The organism is Thermus caldilimi (assembly GCF_004684245.1).
In the GTDB taxonomy this organism is placed as follows: Bacteria; Deinococcota; Deinococci; order Deinococcales; family Thermaceae; genus Thermus; species Thermus caldilimi.
Map to the genome: position 1 here is coordinate 1,381,296 of NZ_CP038452.1, position 18,865 is coordinate 1,400,160.

Annotated in this window: 11 protein-coding genes; 6 read left to right on the forward strand and 5 right to left on the reverse strand. The window is 64.0% G+C overall.

The genetic code is table 11. From position 1 onward, the window contains the following. Positions 1 to 105: 105 nt before the first annotated feature. The gene (locus tag EBI04_RS07120; RefSeq protein WP_206202020.1) at positions 106 to 2,724 is read left to right on the forward strand and encodes a replicative DNA helicase; all 2,619 of its coding nucleotides are present in this window, start codon (positions 106 to 108) and stop codon (positions 2,722 to 2,724) included. Here EBI04_RS07120 and EBI04_RS07125 read toward each other — a convergent pair. The 4 genes from EBI04_RS07125 to EBI04_RS07140 all read right to left on the reverse strand — a co-directional run bounded on the left by EBI04_RS07125 (position 2,721) and on the right by EBI04_RS07140 (position 8,876). Next, complete coding sequence (locus EBI04_RS07125; RefSeq protein WP_167481914.1) at positions 2,721 to 3,278, reverse strand: protoglobin domain-containing protein; 558 nt, start codon at positions 3,276 to 3,278, stop codon at positions 2,721 to 2,723. The genes EBI04_RS07120 and EBI04_RS07125 overlap by 4 nt on opposite strands. Before the next feature lie 85 nt (positions 3,279 to 3,363). Next, positions 3,364 to 6,753, reverse strand: a complete 3,390-nt coding sequence (locus EBI04_RS07130; RefSeq protein WP_135257905.1) for a molybdopterin-dependent oxidoreductase — start codon at positions 6,751 to 6,753, stop codon at positions 3,364 to 3,366. Next, complete coding sequence (gene nrfD, locus EBI04_RS07135) at positions 6,753 to 7,988, reverse strand: NrfD/PsrC family molybdoenzyme membrane anchor subunit (RefSeq protein ID WP_135256882.1); 1,236 nt, start codon at positions 7,986 to 7,988, stop codon at positions 6,753 to 6,755. Before nrfD ends, EBI04_RS07130 begins: the two co-directional genes overlap by 1 nt. A gap of 12 nt (positions 7,989 to 8,000) precedes the next feature. Then, a complete protein-coding gene (locus tag EBI04_RS07140) occupies positions 8,001 to 8,876 on the reverse strand; it encodes a 4Fe-4S dicluster domain-containing protein (protein WP_135256883.1) in 876 nt (291 codons plus the stop codon). A gap of 143 nt (positions 8,877 to 9,019) precedes the next feature. On the opposite strand from EBI04_RS07140, the gene EBI04_RS07145 reads away from it, so the two are divergent. Genes EBI04_RS07145 through EBI04_RS07155 form a run of 3 tightly spaced genes read left to right on the forward strand, consistent with a single transcriptional unit; the run spans position 9,020 to position 12,101 of the window. Beyond that, positions 9,020 to 9,847 carry a PhnD/SsuA/transferrin family substrate-binding protein gene (locus tag EBI04_RS07145; protein ID WP_135256884.1) on the forward strand — a complete coding sequence of 276 codons (828 nt, stop codon included), beginning with the start codon at positions 9,020 to 9,022 and terminating at the stop codon, positions 9,845 to 9,847. Positions 9,848 to 9,849: 2 nt separating this feature from the next. Further along, on the forward strand, positions 9,850 to 11,487 hold the full coding sequence (locus EBI04_RS13810) for a sensor histidine kinase (protein WP_135256885.1): 1,638 nt from the start codon (positions 9,850 to 9,852) through the stop codon (positions 11,485 to 11,487). After that, on the forward strand, positions 11,484 to 12,101 hold the full coding sequence (locus tag EBI04_RS07155) for a response regulator transcription factor (RefSeq protein ID WP_135256886.1): 618 nt from the start codon (positions 11,484 to 11,486) through the stop codon (positions 12,099 to 12,101). The genes EBI04_RS13810 and EBI04_RS07155 overlap by 4 nt, the downstream gene beginning before the upstream one ends. Positions 12,102 to 12,140: 39 nt before the next feature. On the opposite strand, the gene EBI04_RS07160 is transcribed toward EBI04_RS07155, so the two are convergent. Continuing rightward, complete coding sequence (locus tag EBI04_RS07160; protein WP_135256887.1) at positions 12,141 to 16,619, reverse strand: glutamate synthase-related protein; 4,479 nt, start codon at positions 16,617 to 16,619, stop codon at positions 12,141 to 12,143. A 161-nt stretch (positions 16,620 to 16,780) separates the two neighbouring features. Between EBI04_RS07160 and EBI04_RS07165 the strand changes: the two genes are divergently transcribed. Together EBI04_RS07165 and EBI04_RS07170 are read left to right on the forward strand one after the other, a co-directional pair. Continuing rightward, a complete protein-coding gene (locus tag EBI04_RS07165; protein ID WP_038041499.1) occupies positions 16,781 to 17,491 on the forward strand; it encodes a (Fe-S)-binding protein in 711 nt (236 codons plus the stop codon). After that, the gene (locus EBI04_RS07170) at positions 17,481 to 18,863 is read left to right on the forward strand and encodes a LutB/LldF family L-lactate oxidation iron-sulfur protein (protein ID WP_135256888.1); all 1,383 of its coding nucleotides are present in this window, start codon (positions 17,481 to 17,483) and stop codon (positions 18,861 to 18,863) included. The genes EBI04_RS07165 and EBI04_RS07170 overlap by 11 nt, the downstream gene beginning before the upstream one ends. Positions 18,864 to 18,865 lie beyond the last annotated feature (2 nt).

The following is an 18,865-nucleotide window of genomic DNA, read 5'->3' on the forward strand; positions in this document are numbered from 1 at the left end:
AGGGGATGGCCCATGGCCGAGGCCTTGGGAAGGCATGGCTTACCTTGGGGATAGCCCCCTGGCAAAACCCGGGAGGGTGGGCGTAGCCTGGTAAGGCCTATGGGTATGGAAGGCCGTATTCCCCCCCACAACCTCGAGGCGGAACAGAGCGTCCTGGGGGCCATTCTCCTGGATTCGGATGTGCTGGACGGGCTGGAAGGCCTCCTCCCCTCCCCCGAGGCCTTTTACGCGGAGGCCCACCGCAAGATCTACGCCGCCATGCAGGCCCTAAGGTCCCAGGGCAAGCCCGTGGACCTGGTGACCTTGGCGGAGGAGCTTTCCCGCCGGGGGGAGCTGGAAGCCCTGGGAGGGGTTAGCTACCTGGTCCAGCTTTCCGAGGCCACCCCCACCGCCGCCTACGCGGAGCACTACGCCCGCATCGTGGCGGAGAAATGGACCCTAAGAAAGCTCATCCAGGCGGCAGGCGAGGCCATGCGCCTGGCCTACGAGGAGGCGGGAAGCCTGGACGAGATCCTGGACACCGCGGGCAAGAAGATCCTCGAGGTGGCCCTCACCCAGACGGACACCGAGGCCCGCGCCATGCGGGAGCTGGTCCACGAGACCTTTGAGCACATCGAGGCCCTTTTCCAAAACAAGGGCGAGGTTTCCGGGGTGCGCACCGGCTTCAAGGAACTGGACCAGCTCATCGGTACCCTGGCCCCGGGCTCCTTAAACATCATCGCCGCCCGCCCCGCCATGGGCAAAACCGCCTTCGCCCTCACCATTGCCCAGCACGCCGCCCTGAAGGAAGGCGTGGGGGTGGGCATCTACTCCCTGGAGATGCCCGCCTCCCAGCTCACCCTGCGCCTCATGTGTTCGGAAGCCCGCATCGACATGAACCGGGTGCGCCTGGGCCAGCTCACGGACCGCGACTTTTCCCGCCTGGTGGATGTGGCGGGAAGGCTTTCCGAGGCCCCCATCTTCATCGACGACACCCCGGACCTAACCCTGATGGAGCTCAGGGCCCGGGCCAGAAGGCTCAGGAGCCAGTACGAGGTGGGCCTTCTCATCATCGATTACCTCCAGCTTATGTCCGGCCCCGGGGCGGGCAAGCAAGGGGAGAACCGGCAGCAGGAGATCGCCGCCATCTCCCGGGGGCTCAAGGCCCTGGCCCGGGAGCTCAACGTGCCCGTGATCGCCCTAAGCCAGCTTTCCCGGGCGGTGGAGGCCAGGCCCAACAAGCGCCCCATGCTCTCGGACCTAAGGGAGTCGGGTTGCTTGGCTGGAGACACCCTAGTCCAGCTGGCCGATGGCTCAAGGAAACCCATACGCGACCTGGTAGGCAGGTCGGGGTTTTCCGTTCTGGCCCTCAACGAAGCCACTTTGAAGCTGGAGGCAGCTAGGGTAAGCCGGGCCTTTGCCACGGGGGTAAAACCCGTCTTTGTTTTCACCACGCAGCTGGGCCGCCAGATCCGTGCCACCGCCAACCACAAGTTCCTAACCTCAAAGGGATGGAAGCGTCTGGATGAGCTTCGGCCCGGGGATTGGGTAGCCTTACCTCGGAGGCTAGATGTGGCCACCCAACAAACCCTTAGGGACGAGGAACTGGCCCTTCTCGGGCACCTCATCGGGGATGGTTGCATCCTACCCCGTCATACCCTCCAATACACGACGCGAGACCCGGACCTTGCCGACGGAGTAGCTCAACTGGCCACAGCCGTGTTTGGGGACGCACTCAATCCCCAGATCAAGGCTGAACGGGGGTGGTTCCAGGTTTACTTGAGCGCAAGCCGGCGTCTTGGGAAGGGTATCCGCAATCCCCTAGCGGAGTGGTTGGAGGAACTAGGTATCTGGGGACTAAGGGCTCACGAAAAGCGGGTGCCAGAACCGGTATTCACTCACCCTCCCTCTGCTATCGCTCGATTTCTTCGTCACCTCTGGTCCACCGACGGGTGTTTTCACATGTCAAGGGGGGAAAAACCTTACCCAAAGGTCTACTACGCCACCAGTAGCGAACAGCTGGCTTTGGATGTCCAGACCCTTCTGCTCCGCTTAGGCATCAACTCCCGTGTTCGGCGCATTTCGCAAAAGGGAAAGGGCCGCGACCAGTTCCATGTCATCATTAGTGGACACCATGACCTAAGTGCTTTCCTCGATCAGGTGGGCGTTGTGGGCGTCCGTCAGGCTAAGGTTGCAAAGGAAGTGGAGGCTTACCTTCAAAGCCATAGCGGCAATCCTAACCGGGATGTGATCCCTGCAGAAGTTTGGCTGCCTACCATTCGGCCCGTGTTAGGGGCATCAGGGCTTTCCCAGCGGGAACTCTACCGCGCCGTGGGCGTGGCCTACGCAGGCAGCACGCTCTTTAGGCAAAACCTAAGCCGGGACCGGGCCTTGCGAATGGCCCATGCTCTGAAATGGGAGGCCTTAAGCCAAATGGCTACCAGCGATGTTTACTGGGACAAGGTAGCCTCCATCCAACCGGACGGAATAGAGGAAGTATTTGACCTCACCGTCCCTGGCTTGCACAACTTCGTTGCCAACAACATCATCGTCCACAACTCCATCGAGCAGGACGCAGACCTGGTGATGTTCATCTACCGGGACGAGTACTATAACCCCCACTCCGAAAAGGCAGGGATTGCGGAGATCATCGTGGGCAAGCAGCGCAACGGCCCCACAGGCACGGTGGAACTCCAGTTCCACGCTGCCCACGTGCGCTTCAACGACCTGGCCCGGGAGCCCTAGGTGTGGCCCGCCTGCAAAAGGGCAGCCGCCCCTTGGGCCAAGGCCTCCTTCAGGTCCCGGTGGCCCAGGGAGAGGCCCAAGGCAAGGGCCTCGAGGTAGCTTTCCTCGATGAGTCCGATCTCCACGGCCACGATCTTCTCAAAGGCCTCCACCGCACTAAAAACCTCGGGACCGCGCAAGGCGGTGCGCAGGTGCTCCAGGGAAAGCTCCTGCACGATCCCCATAGCGGGAATCATGGCCCTGGGTCCGATGCCCAGCCTGGCATGGACCAGCCCGATGCGCCTGCGCCCTTCCGCATAGGCCCGGTCGTAGGTGCCCCCGAAAAGCTCGGCATACCAGCGGGCGAAGGTGCCGTAAAGCCGCTCCACCCTGCCGGGCACGGCGTGAAGGATTTCCGAAAGCTCCGGATCCCGCCCCAGGTAGTCGTAGAAGGCCAGGGCCACTTCGGGGGCGATGGGGACCATCACCTGGCCCAGCTCCCGCAGAAGGGCAGTGTGGGCCTCGGTAAAGCCGGTGCGCCCCTTGAGGAGGTCGAGGAGTTCGCCCGGGTCCACGGGACAAATGTACCTCACCGGCCGCCCCCCGTCTAGGGCAAAGGCTCCAGGGGACGTCATCCCCTGGAGCCTGGCCCCTCGGCTTCTAGACCTTTTGGCTCAAACCCAGCTGGCTTGCCACCTCCCGCCTCAAGGCCTCCGGTTCCAGCTCCCCTCGGGCGGCCTTAAGGGCTTTTTCCAGTATCTCCTCGGCCCGGACGCCCGCTGGGCCCTCGAGGGCCCCCCTCCGCACTCCCTCCCCATAAGTCCGGGCTTCCTCGGGGGTAGGACGGACCAAGCGCACCTTGGAATCGTAGAAGACAGCGCTTCCTCCGGTAGTGTCCGTCAGCCCCACGTCCTTAAGGACGGGGTCCACCCGCATGGCAGCATTGGCATGGATACCTGTAGCCCGCCTAGGGTCAGCCTTGATCACCTGGCCGTTGATCTCCAGGTCGCTTGCGCCATAGGCCCAGTGGCCAAAACCCAAGGCAAAGGCCAGATGCCCGGGGCGGATGCCCTCCATGACCTTCACCTTGCCCACCATGGGCTTTTTGCCCAAAGGCCCCAGGTCCCAAATCCCCACCTCGTTGCTGGCGGAAACCACCTTGACCAGCTCCCCATCCTTGAAGCCCAACCGCTTGGCATCCTCGGGGTTGATGGCAATGTAGTTCTCAGGGGTGATGTTAAGAAGCCAGTAGTTGGAAATGGTCCGGCTCTTGGTCATGGTGATCCAGCGGTGGGTGATCAGGGTGAACTCGAAACCCTTTTCCTCGTCCTGGATGGGCTGGCCCAAGGCATCCGTGTAGGGGGCGAAGAAGCGGGGCAAGGGCCAGTAGGGCTTGCCGGTCATGCTGTTCTTGCTCTTGGCGTGCTTCTCCAAGTACAGGTTGATCTGCCTGCCGTAGGCATTAGCCAGGGTGCCGTCGGGCTTAAAGGCCTTCTCAAAGGCCTGGAAACGCCCACCCCGGTTCAGAACATACACCGCTCGACGGAAAAGACCCTCATCCCCGATGGCCGCTTTCCACTTCTCCAGGTCGAACACCGAGGGGGGCAGGTGACGGCGGGCTTGCCTGAAGATTTCCATTTCCCTGTCGTCGGCCTCAGGCACCGCATCCGACCCATCCGCCTTCTCGCCAAACGCCAGGTTGGCCACCATCTTCAGGTAGAAGTCCTCGGGCCTGCGGAAGGGCATGCCGTTGGCAAAGCCCTTCTCCCCAAATCCCGGCACCCCCAAGTGCTCCGCCAGGGCCAGTAGGAAAGCCTCTGCGGACAGGGGCATCCCCTCCCCAAAGACCTTCACCTCCTCAGGAATGGGTGCGATGGTGGGCTGCCGCACGGTTTGCACCTTCCAGATCACGTTGGGGTGGCTTCCATGGAACTCCCAGCGCTCCAGGTAGGAGAGATCGGGAATAATGTAGTCAGCGTAGAGATACGTATCCCCGACCACGATGTCAAAGGCCACGATGAGGGGAATCCTGGCGGGGTCCAGCATGGCCTGGATCTGGGTGTGGCCGGCGGGAAGGGCATAGGCAGGGGAGCCCATGTAGTGGAAAAGGATCTTCACCGGGTACGGGTACCCTTGGGCAGCGGAGGGCAGAATCTCCTGGTAGATGTCCGAGCTGTGGGGGAACCAGGGACGTTTGGCGGGATAGCCCTCAAAGAGGGTCGTTTTTTCGTAGTCCACCTCATGGCGGATGATGCTGATACCGAAGGGCTCCAGCTTCTTGGGGTGGAGCTTGTCCAGGTAGAAGGGCCCTTCTGCCTTCTTGCCTATGATGTCATAGGTGCTGGCCCGGACGTACCCACCGTGGTGGTCGTAGTTGCCAATCAAGGCGTTAAGAACATTCCAGGCAAAGGCGTTGTAGAAGCCGTTGGTGTGCTGGCTGGCTCCCCGGTGGATATCCACCACCGCCCTCTTGCCGTGGCTGGTGAACTCATGGGCCAGCCAGACGATCTCCTCGGGCTCAACCCCCGCAAGCTCCGCCCACTCCTCGAGGCTCCGGCTGAAGGCCTCCTCCCGAATCAGCTGGAGGGCGCTCTTCACCCGGATGCCGTTAAGGGTGGTGTCCACAAAGAGGTCTCCGAAAACAGGCTTATCCTCGCTCTGCGGGTCCACCGGGGTGGGTTTCCCCTGTACCAAGACAATGGGATGATCGAAGACCACCTCCTTGCTGTCCATGACCCGGACCTCGGGAGCCATTCCCAGGTGGCTCATGCGCAGAAGCTTGGCGGGAAAGCCCTTCTCGTCTATCTCCACCAGCCAGGTGGCGTTGGTCCAGCTGGGCTCGCCAATGGCCTTGGCCGCTCCTTTGTTGGCGGCAGAGAGGAAGCGGGCGTCAAACCGCCCCTTCGCAAACATCCAGCGCATCATGCCAAAGGCAACGGCGGCATCGTAGCCCGACTTGGTGGGGATCCACTTGGTGGCATGGGCCACGCCCTTTTGGGCTCGAGGGTCCAGGACCACATACCTCAACTTCCCGGTTGCCGATCCCTGGGTAACCTCCTTCACCCGGAGGGGCGGACCGTAGTTGCCCTCAAAGATGTTGGACCCCACGAAGATGACGAATTCCGCCCCCGTCAGGTCCGCCTGCCAGTAGAACTTTTCGGCCCCCGTCCAGGTGTACTCCCCCTTCTTCTCGTCGTAGGCCAGCTGGTAGCTCATGGCCTTGCCCGTGAAGTAGAGGGAGCCCTGGCACACGGTGGTGTGCCCGTGGAAATTAACGGTACCCAGGCCGTTCTGGAAGAACCACTTGAAGAACTCACTCCGCCCGGCCTTTAGGCGGCCATAGGCAAACACCACCTGATTGTTCCTGGGTCCCAGGTCGGGGTGATCGGGGTCGATGAGTGCGTCCAGGTAATCCTTGAATTCCTCCTTAAAGCGCTCCACCAAGGCCCTTTTCTTGGCTGGATCCTTTTCGTGCCAAATTTCCTCCACCCGGGCCTTCATGGCCTTCATCACCTCGGGGTCCTTCAGGGCCCAGACCTCCTTCAGACCCGGGTAGACCCGTTCGTCCCCGATCTCGGCAAAGAGTTTCCCTCCTTCGGCGATCTCCCTCACCGCCTGTTCGAAGGGAATCTCCTTCCACTTGCCGCTTCCCCTGGGGCCTGCCCGCTTGAGAACCTTGCGTATGCGGTAAGGATCGTAGGCCGTCTGCAAACCAGACTGCCCCTTGGGGCAGATGCCCCCATCCACCTTGGCTGCTTTCTCCACCGATGTTTCCAGGGGAAGGTGCGGGTAGAGGGTCCAAGGCGAATAAGGGCTCCCGTCTATCTTAGCCGCCGCCCCCTCGTAGATCTTTACCTTGATAGGGCAGCCGGTGTTGCACTGGAGGCAAACCGAATAGATCTGATTTTCTGGATCGTTCAAAGGATAGAAGCCAGGAGTCCTTTGAGCCGCCGCCTCGGCTTTGGAAATGAGTTCTGTGGCCTTCTCCCCCAGAAGAACCCCGCTTCCGGAAAGGACGCCCAGCTTGACCAGTTCCCGCCGGGAAAGCATCACGCCACCTCCTTTAGAAGCTTGCCCTCGATCACGGGCAGAACGCACACCAGAATGTAGGTCACGGTAAAGCCCAGTACCACCGAAAAGACCACCACGCTCCATTCAAACCAGGTGGGGAGGTAGGCAAAGACAAGGCGATGGTCCCGGTAAGCGTTTACCAGGCCCTCCAGCTTGGGGTGGACCAGGCTGGGAATGACCAGGTTGAGGCGGATGGCCAGGAAGGTGAAGGCCACCAGAAAGCTGGCGAGACCTACGGCCCCTATCTGGCCCCGCAAGCCAAAGGCCAACAGGAGCCAGATGGGAACCACCACCCCGAGCAGGATGTGGAACACCCAGTACACGTACCAGAAGGGGCCGAACAGGGTGTTCCACAGCGCCTTGAACTCGGAACCCACCCCGTACCACATGGGAATGGAGTACTCCGCCCATTCCAAGAGGAGGTCAAAAAGGATAAGCCCTAACACGATCCGGCCCAGGAGAAGGCTAAGCTCCCTCCACTCCCCGTCCTTCCTGGGCCAGAAGAACACGTAGGCTGCGGTCATCAGCGCCCCGCCCGAGAGGAGGGCACCCGTGAGAAAGAGGATGGGGTAGATGGGGCTATGCCACAGATCCTGGGCTACCACCGTACCGAAGAGGGCACCCACACCCCCGTGGAAGGCGATAGCCAAGGGGACGCCAATGGTCCCCAAAACCCTGGTGATGCCCTCGTCCCGCTGTATCTCCTCCTGGGTAAAGGGGGTCTTCCGCCCCTTGACGAGGAAGCGCGCCAGAAATCCGGTTATGCCACCCCTATCCGCATACCGGGGCAGGTGGCGCCTCAGGGCGTAGTAGAGCTCCGCAAGAAGGAGCAACCCATAGGCGGTATAAAGCCACACCATCCAGGCCATCATGGAGCGGAAGTTGGGCCTCAGGTAGACGTAATAAAACCGCTCCATGTGTCCCAGGTCAAACCAGATGGTAACCAGAGCCATTAGTAGGCTGGCCAAGGCCACCACCAGGGCCAAGGGAGCGATGGGCTCCAGCTTGCGCACCCCAAAGACATAGACCAAGGCGGAAAGCAGGAAAGCTCCCGCCGAGAGGCCAATGAAGTAGATATACGCGGCCACCCACAGACCCCAGGGCACGTAGCTGCCGTATCCCGCCAGTTGGTGGCCGGTGGCGAAGCGCAAGAAGAAACCCACAAGGCCTATGGCCGCTAAAACCCCGTAGAGGATCCGACCCCAAACGCGCATCCTTGCCCTCCTTTACACCAGGTAGTAGACCCTGGGTTCCGTACCCAGCTCTTCCTTAAGCCGCATGGCATTGGGCTGGTGGATGAGCTGGAAAACCAGGCTTTCCGGATCGGAGGCATCCCCGAAAAAGGTAGCCCGACCGATGCAGGTGGCCACGCACTGGGGCAAGAGCCCGTGCTCGATGCGGTGCAAGCAGAAGCTGCACTTGCGGGCGTTGCCCACGGGGCTACCGGGTGCCACCCCTTCCTTACGCACGTGAACTTCACCCCACTCAAATGTGGGAAGTTCCTCGTAGGGCATCTGCCCATGGCCCGGGGTATCCTGCGTCCAATTCTCCCCAAAGTCGAAGGTGCGGGCCTGGTAGGGGCAGGAAACCAGGCAGTAGCGGCAGCCGATACAGGCGTCGTAGTCGATCTCCACGATGCCGTCTTCCCGCTTCCAAGTAGCCCCCACCGGGCAGACGGGAACGCAAGGAGGGTTGTCGCACTGCATGCAAGGCCGGGGCAGGAACTTCCAGGTCACCTGCGGGTAGACACCCACCTGCTCCTCCACCACAGGACGGTAGACCACCCCAGGGGGAAGCTTGTTCTCCACGGCGCAGGAGATGGTGCAGGCGTGGCAACCCACGCACTTGCGGGTGTCGATCACCATGACCCACTTGGGAGTGGTGCCCTTGTTCAGGGCCCGCTCCAGATCCCGTTGCATGCGCAAAAGAACATCCTCATACTCCAGCTCGAGCAGGATGGGCCCATCGGGAGGTCTTGGGGGTAGCTCCACCTTGGAAGGTTCGGCCCCAGCCTTCACCGGCTGACCCCCCAGCACCATGCCGGCGAAGACCGTGGAGGCCACCTTCTCCAGAAAGGCCCTGCGGCTTTCCACCTCGTTCATACCCACCTCCACGGCCAGGTTAGGAAAGTCAAAGGCGGTCTTCATCGGCGTTTCTCCGACAACCCGCCCGGACGGGTGTCCTCGGGAAAACACCTACAAACCCCGGGACCTTCGTCACGGGCAAGCCTGGGCATACTAAAGACATGGCCCGAATCTGGCCCCTGGTGTTTCTCCTCCTGGGCTGCGCCCGGATCCCGGAAGCCGGGCCCTTGGCTCCCCTTCCCCCCATCCGCCTCGAGGAAGAAGCCACCCTGCGCATCGCCGTGGCGGGCATCCTCTCCCCCAAAAGGAGCTACCCCTACTGGACCCTGGCCCACACCCTCTGGCCCCAGGCCACGGTATTGGGGCGGAGGGGGTACGGGGAGGTGCTGGACCTTCTGCACAAGGGCCAGGTGGAGATAGCCTTCCTATGCACCTTCGCCGCAGCCAAAGCGGTAGCGGAGGGTTACGGGGAGGTCATCGCCCGGTCGGTGCCCGCAAGCTGGACCCGGTACCGCAGCGTGGTCATCGTGCCGGCCACCTCGGACCGACAAAGCCTGGGGGATCTGGCGGGAGCCACCATGGCCTTTGTGGACCCCTTATCCAACACGGGCTACCTCCGCCCCATCCGGGAGCTCAAGGGGAGGGGCTATCGGCCGGAAATCTTTCTGGGCAAGATCCTCTTCACCTACGCCCACGACCGAGCGGTGGAGGCCGTGATCCGGGGCCTGGTGGAGGCCGCAGCGGTGGACGGAATGGTGCTGGATGCCATGATACGAAAGGACGCCGGGCTCAAGGAAAAGATCCGGGTCATCTGGGAAGGGCCCGAAGACCCACCCCCACCCGTGGTAGTGCGGAAGGGTGTAGCTCCTGAGCTCAAGCGGGAGATCCTAAAACGCTTGGAGGAAGCTGGACAGCTTCCGGAAGCGGGAATAGCCGGCTTCGCTCCCGCTAGCGACGCCCAGTATCGCCGCTTCCTGTTGGGGTTCTAGTCATGAAGGGAAGCTTCCGTGCGCGCCTGCTGGCGACCTTCGCTCTGGGCATGCTCTTCCTGGGGCTCGGACTCGGGGGAACCGCTTTCTTCCTGGTGAAGACAGGCCTGGAGGCCAGCCTCGAGGCCCGGGGCAAAGCCCAGACCCTCTACCTGGCCCGGCAGCTGGAAGAGGACCTCTTGGTCAACGACCTCTATGCCGTTTTCCGCCAGCTGGAGTCCCTGGTGGCAGAAGGCGTGTTGGGGTTTGTCCTAGGCCCCAAGGGGGAGGTGATGGTGCACACCTTCCCGGGCGGATTTCCCCTGAATCTAAAAACCCTAAAGGGTCGCTTCCGTTTCCAAGGGGAAATCTATAGGCTTTACCGTAGCCCCATCGGGGATGGCTCTGTGGGTGCCTTGGCCTTGGCCTTTCCCGAAACCCCCCTCTGGCAGAAGCTGGCCCACCTTTTGGTCCTGGGCGCCTGGCTGGCCCTGGGGGTGGCCGCTTTGGCCTTCCTCCTGGTGAGCCGTGCGGCGGACCAGTTTCTTAAGCCCCTCGAGGCCCTGGTCCAAGGCGTGCGGGCCTGGCAAGAGGGACGGGAAGCAGTCCTTCCCGATCCCGGTGGGGAACTAAGGGTCCTCCACCAGGCTCTGGTGGCATACCGGGAAGGGGTGAAGCGACGGGAACAGGAGCTTTCCACCCTGAACCAGGTGGCGGAGGCCGTGAACCGGGCGGAAACCCCAGAAGAGGTGTTGCACAACGCCCTGGAAACCCTGGCCCAAAGCGGACTCTTCCGTTGCGGGGAAGCCTGGCTGGGCGAGGTGCGGGTGGGTAAGGTTCTCTGCCCCTACCAGGAGGAGAGGGACTGCCTCCTACGGAAAGGCGTGCAAGGGCTCTACCACACCCTGGAACTTCCCGGAGCCCGCCTCTACCTGAACGCCGAAGCCCCCAAGGCCTTCCGGGAGGCTATCAAAGCCCCTATCGAAGCCGGGCTACACCGGGCCCGGTACACCCAGGCCCTAAAGGAAAGGGACCAGGAGCGTTCCCAGCTCCTCAAGGCCCTCATTCAGGCCCAAGAGGCGGAAAGGGCGCGCATCGCCCGCGATCTTCACGACCAGATAGGCCAGGTCCTTACGGGCATCGACCTGGGCTTGAGAGCGGTGAAGGAGGGGCGGCTGGAGGCGGTGCCCGCCCTGCAAGAGTTGGTGCGAAGCGCCATCCAGGATGTGCGCCACCTCTCCCGCTCCCTGCGCCCCTCCGCCTTGGACACCCTGGGCCTCGAGGCCGCTTTGAAACGCATGGCCGAAGAGTTCCAGGAAAGAACGGGGATCCGGGTCAACCTCCTTTGCCGCCTAAAGGGGCGGTTGCCGGAAACCCACGAAACCACCCTCTACCGGGTGGTACAGGAGGCCCTCACCAACGTGGCCCGCCATGCCAAGGCAAAGCAGGTTTCCGTTGTCTTGCAACAAGAAGAGGAGGGGATCAACCTGGTGGTGGAGGACGACGGCCAAGGCTTCCCCCCGCAGGTCCAGCCTGGGTTGGGGATCCTGGGTATGCGGGAGAGGATAGAACTCCTAGGAGGCCGGTTCCAGATGGAAAGCCTCCAGGGGCTTGGCACCACCCTCTACGCCCGCATTCCCTTAAAGGAGGTGGAGGCGTGATCCGGGTCTTCCTGGTGGACGACCATCCCGTGGTGCGGGCAGGGATGCGCTACCTGTTGCAAGGAAAGGTGGAGATTGTGGGCGAGGCGGAAACAGGCCAGGAGGCCTTGCTGAAGATCCCCCAAGCCAGGCCCCAGGTAGTGATCTTGGATATCGCCCTACCTGACATGGACGGCATCCAGGTGGCGGAAAAGCTGAAGGCTCTTTACCCCGAAGCCCGGCTCCTGGCCCTGTCCATGTATGCGGAACCGGAGTATGCGGAACGTTTCCTCCAGGCCGGGGGCTCCGGGTACCTGCCCAAGGAGGCCATCGAGCGGGAACTGGAGGATGCCGTGTTGGCAGTGTCCCGAGGAGAGCACTACCTGCCGCAGAACCTCCTTTACCGCATGATCCAGGCCCAAACCGTCCGCAAGCCGGGGCCAGAGGTCCTCACGGAGCGCGAACTCATGGTGGTCCGTTATCTGGCCCAGGGCCTTTCCTACAGGGAGATCGCCGAGGCCATGGGTATCTCGGAAAAGACCGTGGCCACCTACCGGGAACGGGCGGCGGAAAAGCTCGGTCTGAGAAGCCGGGCCGAGCTGGTACGCTGGGCGGTAGAGGAAAAGCTTGTGTAAGGGCCTCGAGGGCCCCACCCCGCCCAGGGCGGGGTACCCCTACTCCGTGCTCACCCCCTGCTCCACCTGCTGGCTCACGGGCTCCACCATGCGGAAGTGCTGGGCGGGGTCCAAAAGGAGCTTCTCCAGGCGGGCCGCCTTCTCCTTCCGCTTGGCCTCGCGGAGAACGCGGATGTAAGCGGAAAGGAGCTCCCGCACGTCCTCCACCCCCCTGAGGTCCAAAGGCTTCACCGCCACCTTGGCCCCCTTGGCCAGGCGGCGCCGCATGGCCTCCTCCGTGAGGCCCATCTCCGGCCAGTGGCGCAGGTAGACCCGCCCCCCGGTCATGCCCGAGCAGATCCAGGGCCCAGGGTCCCCCAGGACCAAGGCCCGCCCCCGGGTCATGTACTCAAAGGCAAACCCCTTGGCCTGGGCCCGGGCGGCCAGGTTGCCGAGCTCGTCCCTCAGGGGCCTTTCCGGCTCCCCGCCCAGGACCACATCCGCCCCGGAAAGCCGGATGCAGAAGCGGCTATCCGCCACCCCTTCCACGATGAGGAGACCCCCTATGGCCCCGTAGGCGAAGCTCTTGCCCACGGAGCCATCCACGTAGGCCCCGTAGGGGTTCCGGCCCTTGAGGATGGCCACCGTGCCCCCGAAAGCGCTCTTGGCCACCCCGTCCTGGGCACCTCCTTCCACCACCACCTTCATGCCCTCGAGGTTGAAGGCCGCCAGGCCATTCCCGGCCACGCTTCCCGCGTCAAAGCGGAGCTCCACCTCGGCGTCAAACCCCTTACCGTAAAGGCGCCTTCTTGCGATCTCCCCTGCCAGGTGGGCCCCCAGGGCGCGGTCGGTGGAGTTCACCGGGCCCTCCTGGAAGACCAGCTTGCGGCTTCCCTCCCCATAAGCCCCCATCACCACCTCGGTGACCGTGCGGGTGAGCTGGTTCAAGGGTTTCCTGAGCACATGGGCCGAGGTATCCTTAAGCCACTCGGGCTCCTCCACGGGCAGGAAGAAGTAGGAAAGGTCCAGCTCCTCTAGGTGGTCCCGCTGGTAGAGGAGGTCCACCCGGCCCCTCAGCTCCTTAAGGGAGCGGGCCCCCAAAGCGGCCACCAGCTCGCGCAGGGCCTCCCCCTTGGCCTCGAAGAAACGGGTGAGGTGCTCCACCGCCCGATCCAGGTCCTGGGGCACGAAGCGCTTGAGGCCGTGGGCCAAAGCCTCCTCCACCGTCTCGATCTGGGTGGTGATGCCCACGTGGCAGGTGTCCAGCTGGCATCCCCGGCAGATGGTGCAGCCGATGGCCACCATGGCCATGGTGGCCATGCCCACCCGGTCCGCCCCCAGGAGGACCATGCGCAAGACGTCGTAGGCGGTCTTGAGGCCGCCATCCGCCCAGATCTCCACCCGGTCGCGAAGCCCCGCCCGCACCAAGGCCCGGTGGGCCCGCCGCACCCCGATCTCCACGGGAAGCCCCGCATACTTGAGGGCGTGGAGCCTGGCCGCCCCCGTCCCCCCCTCAAACCCTGAGAGGGTGATCACATCCGCTCCCGCCTTGGCGATCCCCACGGCGATGGTGCCGATCCCAGGGATGACGGGCACCTTCACGGAAACCAGGGCCTTGGGGTTCACCGTCTTTAGCTCTTCGATGAGCTGGGCCAGGTCCTCGATGGAGTAGAGGTCGTGGTTGTTGGAGGGGCTGATGAGGTCCACCCCGGGCACGGCGTTGCGGGCGGCGGCCACCTTGGGGGAAACCTTTTTGCCCGGCAGGTGCCCTCCCTCCCCCGGCTTGGCCCCCTGGCCGATCTTGATCTCGATGACCGTGGCGGAGTTCAGCATGTAGGCGTGGACGCCAAACCGACCACTGGCCACCTGCTGCCCCCGCCAGTGGGTGTACCGGCCCAGCATGTCGGGGATCTCCCCACCTTCCCCGTTGATGCAGAGCATGTTGAGGCGCTTGGCCGCCTCCACATAGGCGCGGAAGGAGGCTTCCCCTTGCGAACCGAAGCTCATGGCGCTGATGAGGAAGGGCAGGGAGTGCCCCCCCACGGAGAGGTCCACCTCCTCGGGGGAAACCTCGCTCCTTTCCGGGAAGCGCACCTCCAGAAGCTGCCTGGCCGCCACCGGGCTTTCCCGCTCCAGGGAGCGGACCTTTTCCTGGAAGTGGCTGTAGGGGGCCTGACCGCTGGCCACCTCCTGGGCCGCCTTGTAGATCCGGGGGTTGAAGCGGAAGTCCTTGGCGGGCATGACCTTCTCCGCCCGGAATAAGCCCTCCCGCTCCAAAAGGGTGCGCTCCAGCTCCAAAAAGCCGTAGCCTCCGGTCTCCGAACCCAGGAAGTTCCGGGTACCGAAGTAGTCGGCCAGCTCCGGCTTGAGCCCGAGGGCGCTGAAGATCTTCCCGTAGCCCCTTAGCTCGTGGATGCCCATGGTGGAGATGACCTTCTCCAGACCCTTGCGCAGGGCCTCGAGGACATTGGCCACCCCCTTCCTCCCCTCCAGGGCCCGGGCCTTGTCCTCAAGAAGCCAAGGGGCCACCGCCTCCGCCCCCAGGCCCAGGAGGAAGGCCACGTCGTGAAGGTTTCTCACCCCTCCGGAGTGCACCAGGAGGGAGGTGCGCCGCCTCAAGGCGATCCCCTCGGCGTCCCGCTTCATGAGGGCCCGGTTCACCGCCGCCACCGCCAGGCCGATATCGATCCAGACCCCTCCTTGGAAAGCCTCCCGGTCGGAGAGGATGAGGACCTCGGCCCCCGCCTCCACCGCCCGCACCGCCTCCTCCTCCAGCCGCCTAAGCCCCAGGAGGAGGCCCTCCTCCACGGTGAACTGGGGCACCAGGGTATGGGTCTGGAAGCGCTCCTTGACCTCGGCCAGGGTCAGGGTGCCGAAGGCCTCCGCCAGGCCCTGGTCCTCCTCCAAGACGATGGGCAAAAGAAGCTCCTCCACCCTGCCCCCGCCCCGGCCGTCGGGCAAGGGGCGGCGGCCCAGGAGGGTGCGGGTGGAGAAGTGTTCGATCTCCCTTTCGCGGTCGATGGCGGGGTTGGTCACCACCGCCACGGTCTCCTTGAAGAACTCGGAGAGGTTGGGCTTCTCCGGGTTCAAAGCGGCCAGGGGGCCGTCGTAGCCCAGGGAGCCGATGGGCTCGTTGCCCGTCTTGGCCAGGGCCTCGAGGTAGGCTCCATCCCACCGGTCCCAGCCGAAGGCCCGCTCCAAGCCCAAGGGAGGTGGAGCAGGCTTTTCCTCCACCTCTACCCCGCTCCCCCCGGCCACGGGGGGCGGGGCCTGGCGGATGGGCCCCGCAAGGTGGACCCGGTACCCCGCCACCGGGGTGCGGGCGGCGATCCGCTCCAGCACCAGGCGCTGGTGGCGGTCAAAGGGGTAGACCTTGGGCCCTTCCGGGGTCAGGCGCAGGTAAACCTTCTCCCCGGGAGCCAGGGGCTTGGGCTCGGCCACGAACTCCTCGGCGTTGAAAACCCCCCTTTCGGAGGAGAAGACGATCTCGTAAGGCGTTTCGAACTGCCAGAGGGGCCTCAAGCCCATGGCGTCGGTGGCGAAGACCGCCTCGTCCCGGTGGCGGCTCACGATGGCGGCAGGCCCCTGGGCCAAAGGCCCAAAGCGCTGGCGCAGGGCCAGATAAAGGTCCTGAAGCTCAGGAGCGAGCCCCTTCACCTCCCCCAGGACCGGGGGGAAGACCAGGTCCATGGCCTCGGGCAGGGAAAGCCCGTAGCGGTAGATGAGCCCCTCCAGCATGCGGTTCAGGTCCTGGGAGTCCGAGCCCCCGGTGCGGGGGATGCCCAGGTAATCCAGCTCCCTCCGGAGGCGCTCGATGGTGTTGATCTCCCCGTTGTGGCCCAGAAGGCCAAAGGGCTGGACCTGCTCGAAGGTGGAGAGGGTGTTGGTGGAGTAACGGTTGTGCCCCAGGGCGATGGCGCTTTTGAACTCGGGGCGGGAAAGCTCGGGGTAGTAGCGCTTCAGAAGCTCCGCCGCCCCCCGCACCTTATAGACCACGCTGTAGGTGGAGAGGGAAACCACGTGGACGGGGAAGCTGGCCTCGAGCCTCAGGCCCAGCTCCCACAGGGGCGCATCCCCATCGGGGCTAAGCCCCGCCACCTGCACAAAGAGGGGCTCGGTGCGACGGCCCACGGGGCCCAGCACCTCGCTCACCACCTCCCCCAGGCGGAAGTGCACGGGCCGCACCCCAAGGGGCTGGCCCTCCCGCCTCAGGAGCTCTTGGAACTCCTCGAGGCGCCCCGCCTCGGTTTTGGGCAGGAAAAAGTGCCCCACGAAGAAGCGGGGATTAAAGGCCAGCTCCGGATCGAGCCCCGCCTCCTCCAGGAAGCGGGCCCACAGCTCCCGGGGGATGTCGGTTTGGATCCCGGTCCCATCTCCCTCGCCTCGGATGGCCCCCGCCCGGTGGGCCATGCGGTAAAGGCTTTCCAGGGTCCTCCGCACGATGCGGTGGGAGGGCTTGCCGCTTTTCTCCGCCATGGCGATGATGCCACAGGCATCCTGGCCTAGGGGGATATCCGGGTAGGCTTCCTTCCAGGTCATCTTGGGGCTCCTTCTTGCGGCTCGGGGGTTTGGTGTAGGCAAAGATATGCGCGTCGTTCCTCGGATTATACACCCCCCTGGGGGTAGGGTCAAGGCGGCTTTTCCCAACCCCGCCGAGGATCCATCCCTCTGGCCCGGCCAAACCGTTAGTATGGGGGCAAATGCGGGTAGCCCTCTTCATCACCTGCCTGGCCGACCAGTTCTACGCGGAAGCGGGGGTGGCCACGGTACGCCTCCTGAGGGCTTTAGGGGTGGAGGTGGACTTCCCCGAGGAGCAGACCTGCTGCGGCCAGCCCGCCTTCAACGCCGGCCACTGGAACGAGGCCCGGCACCTGGCCCAGCGGACCCTAGGCATCTTCCAGGATGCCGAGTATGTGGTCCTGCCCTCAGGAAGCTGCGCCAGCATGGTGAAAAACCACTACCTCGAGCTCCTTCCCGGGGACGGGGAGGCCCTTAGGCTTTCGGAGAAGACCTACGAGCTATCCCAGTTCCTGGTGCGGGTGCTGGGGGTGACCGAGCTGGGGAAGGGGCTTCAGGGGAAAACCATAGCCTACCACCACGGCTGCCACGCCTTAAGGGAGCTTGGGGTCAAGGAGGAACCCCTCTTGCTCCTGAAAAACAGCGGGGCGGAGATCCTCCCCTGGGAGGCGGCGGAGGAGTGCTGCGGCTTTGGGGGGCTCTTCTCGGTGAAGCTTCCCGAGGTCTCCCTGGCCATGGCCGACCGCAAGATTTCCACCCTGCCCAAGGCGGATGCCCTCACCTCCACGGACGCCGGGTGCCTCCTCCACCTAACCGGGCGCATGGGCAAGCAGGGAAGGAACATGCGGGTGGTTCCCCTGGCCACCCTTCTATGGGAGGCGTATGCGGGTTAAGGCCAAGCTCTATCCCAAGGAAGCCGCCAGGCTCTTAAGGGAACAACCTGGGGTGCGGGAGGCGGTCACCGGAGCCACCTTGCACTTTGAGGCCAACCGCAAGAGAGCCTACCAGGAGATCGACGCCGAGGCCTGGCGGGAAAGGGCCAGGAGGGTCAAGGACCACCTCCTCACCCACCTGGACCATTACCTGGAGCTGGCGGAAAAGAGGCTTCAGGAAAAGGGCGTCCAGGTGCACTGGGCGGAAGATCCCGAGGAAGCCCACCGCATCCTGAGGGAGATCGTGGCCCGCCACGGGGTGAAGCGGGCGGTGAAGGCCAAGAGCATGCTCACCGAGGAGCTTGGGGTCAATCCCCTCCTGGAGTCCCTGGGGGTGGAGGTGTACGAAACCGACCTCGGGGAATATTTGATCCAGCTCCTGGGGGAACCCCCAAGCCACATCGTAGGCCCAGCCATCCACCTGGCCCTTTCCGATATCCAAAGGCTTTTCCACCAGCGCTTCGGCACCCCCCTGGACGCCTCCCCCGAGGCCCTGGCCGCCGTGGCTAGGAAGGTCTTGCGGGAAGCCTTCCTCACCGCCGACTTGGGCATCAGCGGGGCCAACTTCCTGGTGGCGGAAACCGGCACCCTGGCCCTCATGGAGAACGAAGGGAACATCCGCCTTTCCACCAGCCTCCCCAGGGTGCACGTGGCCTTCGTGGGAATCGAAAAGCTCCTCCCCCGCTTCGCCGACCTGGCCCTCTTCCTTCCCCTCACCGCCCGGGCGGCCACGGGGCAGCGGCTTTCCACCTATGTCTCCCTCATCCAAGGGCCGGCGAAGGAGGGAGAGGAGGGGCCTCAGGAGGTCCACGTGGTCCTGGTGGACCACGGCCGCACCGCCCTTCTCCACGACCCCGAGGCCTGGGAGGTCCTAAGGTGCCTCCGCTGTGGGGCCTGCCTCAACGCCTGCCCCGTCTACCGCCAGACCGGAGGCCACCCTTACGGCTACGTCTACTCGGGGCCCATCGGGGCGGTTTTGGACCCCGGGCTTCTGGGCCTCGAGGACACCTACCCCCTTCCCTACGCCTCCACCCTCTGCGGAGCCTGCTACGAAGCCTGTCCGGTGAAGATCCCCATCCCTAAGCTCCTCCTCGCCTGGCGAAACCGGGCGGTGGAACGGGGCCTCGCCCCCACCTGGGAAAAAGGTGCTATGCAGGCCTTTGCCAAGGTGATGCAAAGCCCAAGCCTGTACCGGCTCCTCTCCAAGGCCCTAAGGGGCTTCCCCCTGCCCCAAGACCTCCTTCCCCTTCTTAAGGCCTGGACCGAGGGACGGGGCCCCTTACAGCCCAGCCCTAAGCCCTTCCACCAGCTTTGGCAGGAACTCAAGGAGTAAGG

What these genes read in the sequence shown, in the direction of transcription:
- EBI04_RS07130 (WP_135257905.1), bottom strand. Translation starts at nt 6,753, where the DNA reads ATGCTTTCCCGGCGGGAACTGGTCAAGCTGGGCGTCCTTTCCGGAAGC.
- EBI04_RS07170 (WP_135256888.1), top strand. Translation starts at nt 17,481, where the DNA reads ATGCGGGTTAAGGCCAAGCTCTATCCCAAGGAAGCCGCCAGGCTCTTA.
- EBI04_RS07165 (WP_038041499.1), top strand. Translation starts at nt 16,781, where the DNA reads ATGCGGGTAGCCCTCTTCATCACCTGCCTGGCCGACCAGTTCTACGCG.
- EBI04_RS13810 (WP_135256885.1), top strand. Translation starts at nt 9,850, where the DNA reads ATGAAGGGAAGCTTCCGTGCGCGCCTGCTGGCGACCTTCGCTCTGGGC.
- EBI04_RS07120 (WP_206202020.1), top strand. Translation starts at nt 106, where the DNA reads ATGGAAGGCCGTATTCCCCCCCACAACCTCGAGGCGGAACAGAGCGTC.
- nrfD (WP_135256882.1), bottom strand. Translation starts at nt 7,988, where the DNA reads ATGCGCGTTTGGGGTCGGATCCTCTACGGGGTTTTAGCGGCCATAGGC.
- EBI04_RS07140 (WP_135256883.1), bottom strand. Translation starts at nt 8,876, where the DNA reads ATGAACGAGGTGGAAAGCCGCAGGGCCTTTCTGGAGAAGGTGGCCTCC.
- EBI04_RS07145 (WP_135256884.1), top strand. Translation starts at nt 9,020, where the DNA reads ATGGCCCGAATCTGGCCCCTGGTGTTTCTCCTCCTGGGCTGCGCCCGG.
- EBI04_RS07160 (WP_135256887.1), bottom strand. Translation starts at nt 16,619, where the DNA reads ATGACCTGGAAGGAAGCCTACCCGGATATCCCCCTAGGCCAGGATGCC.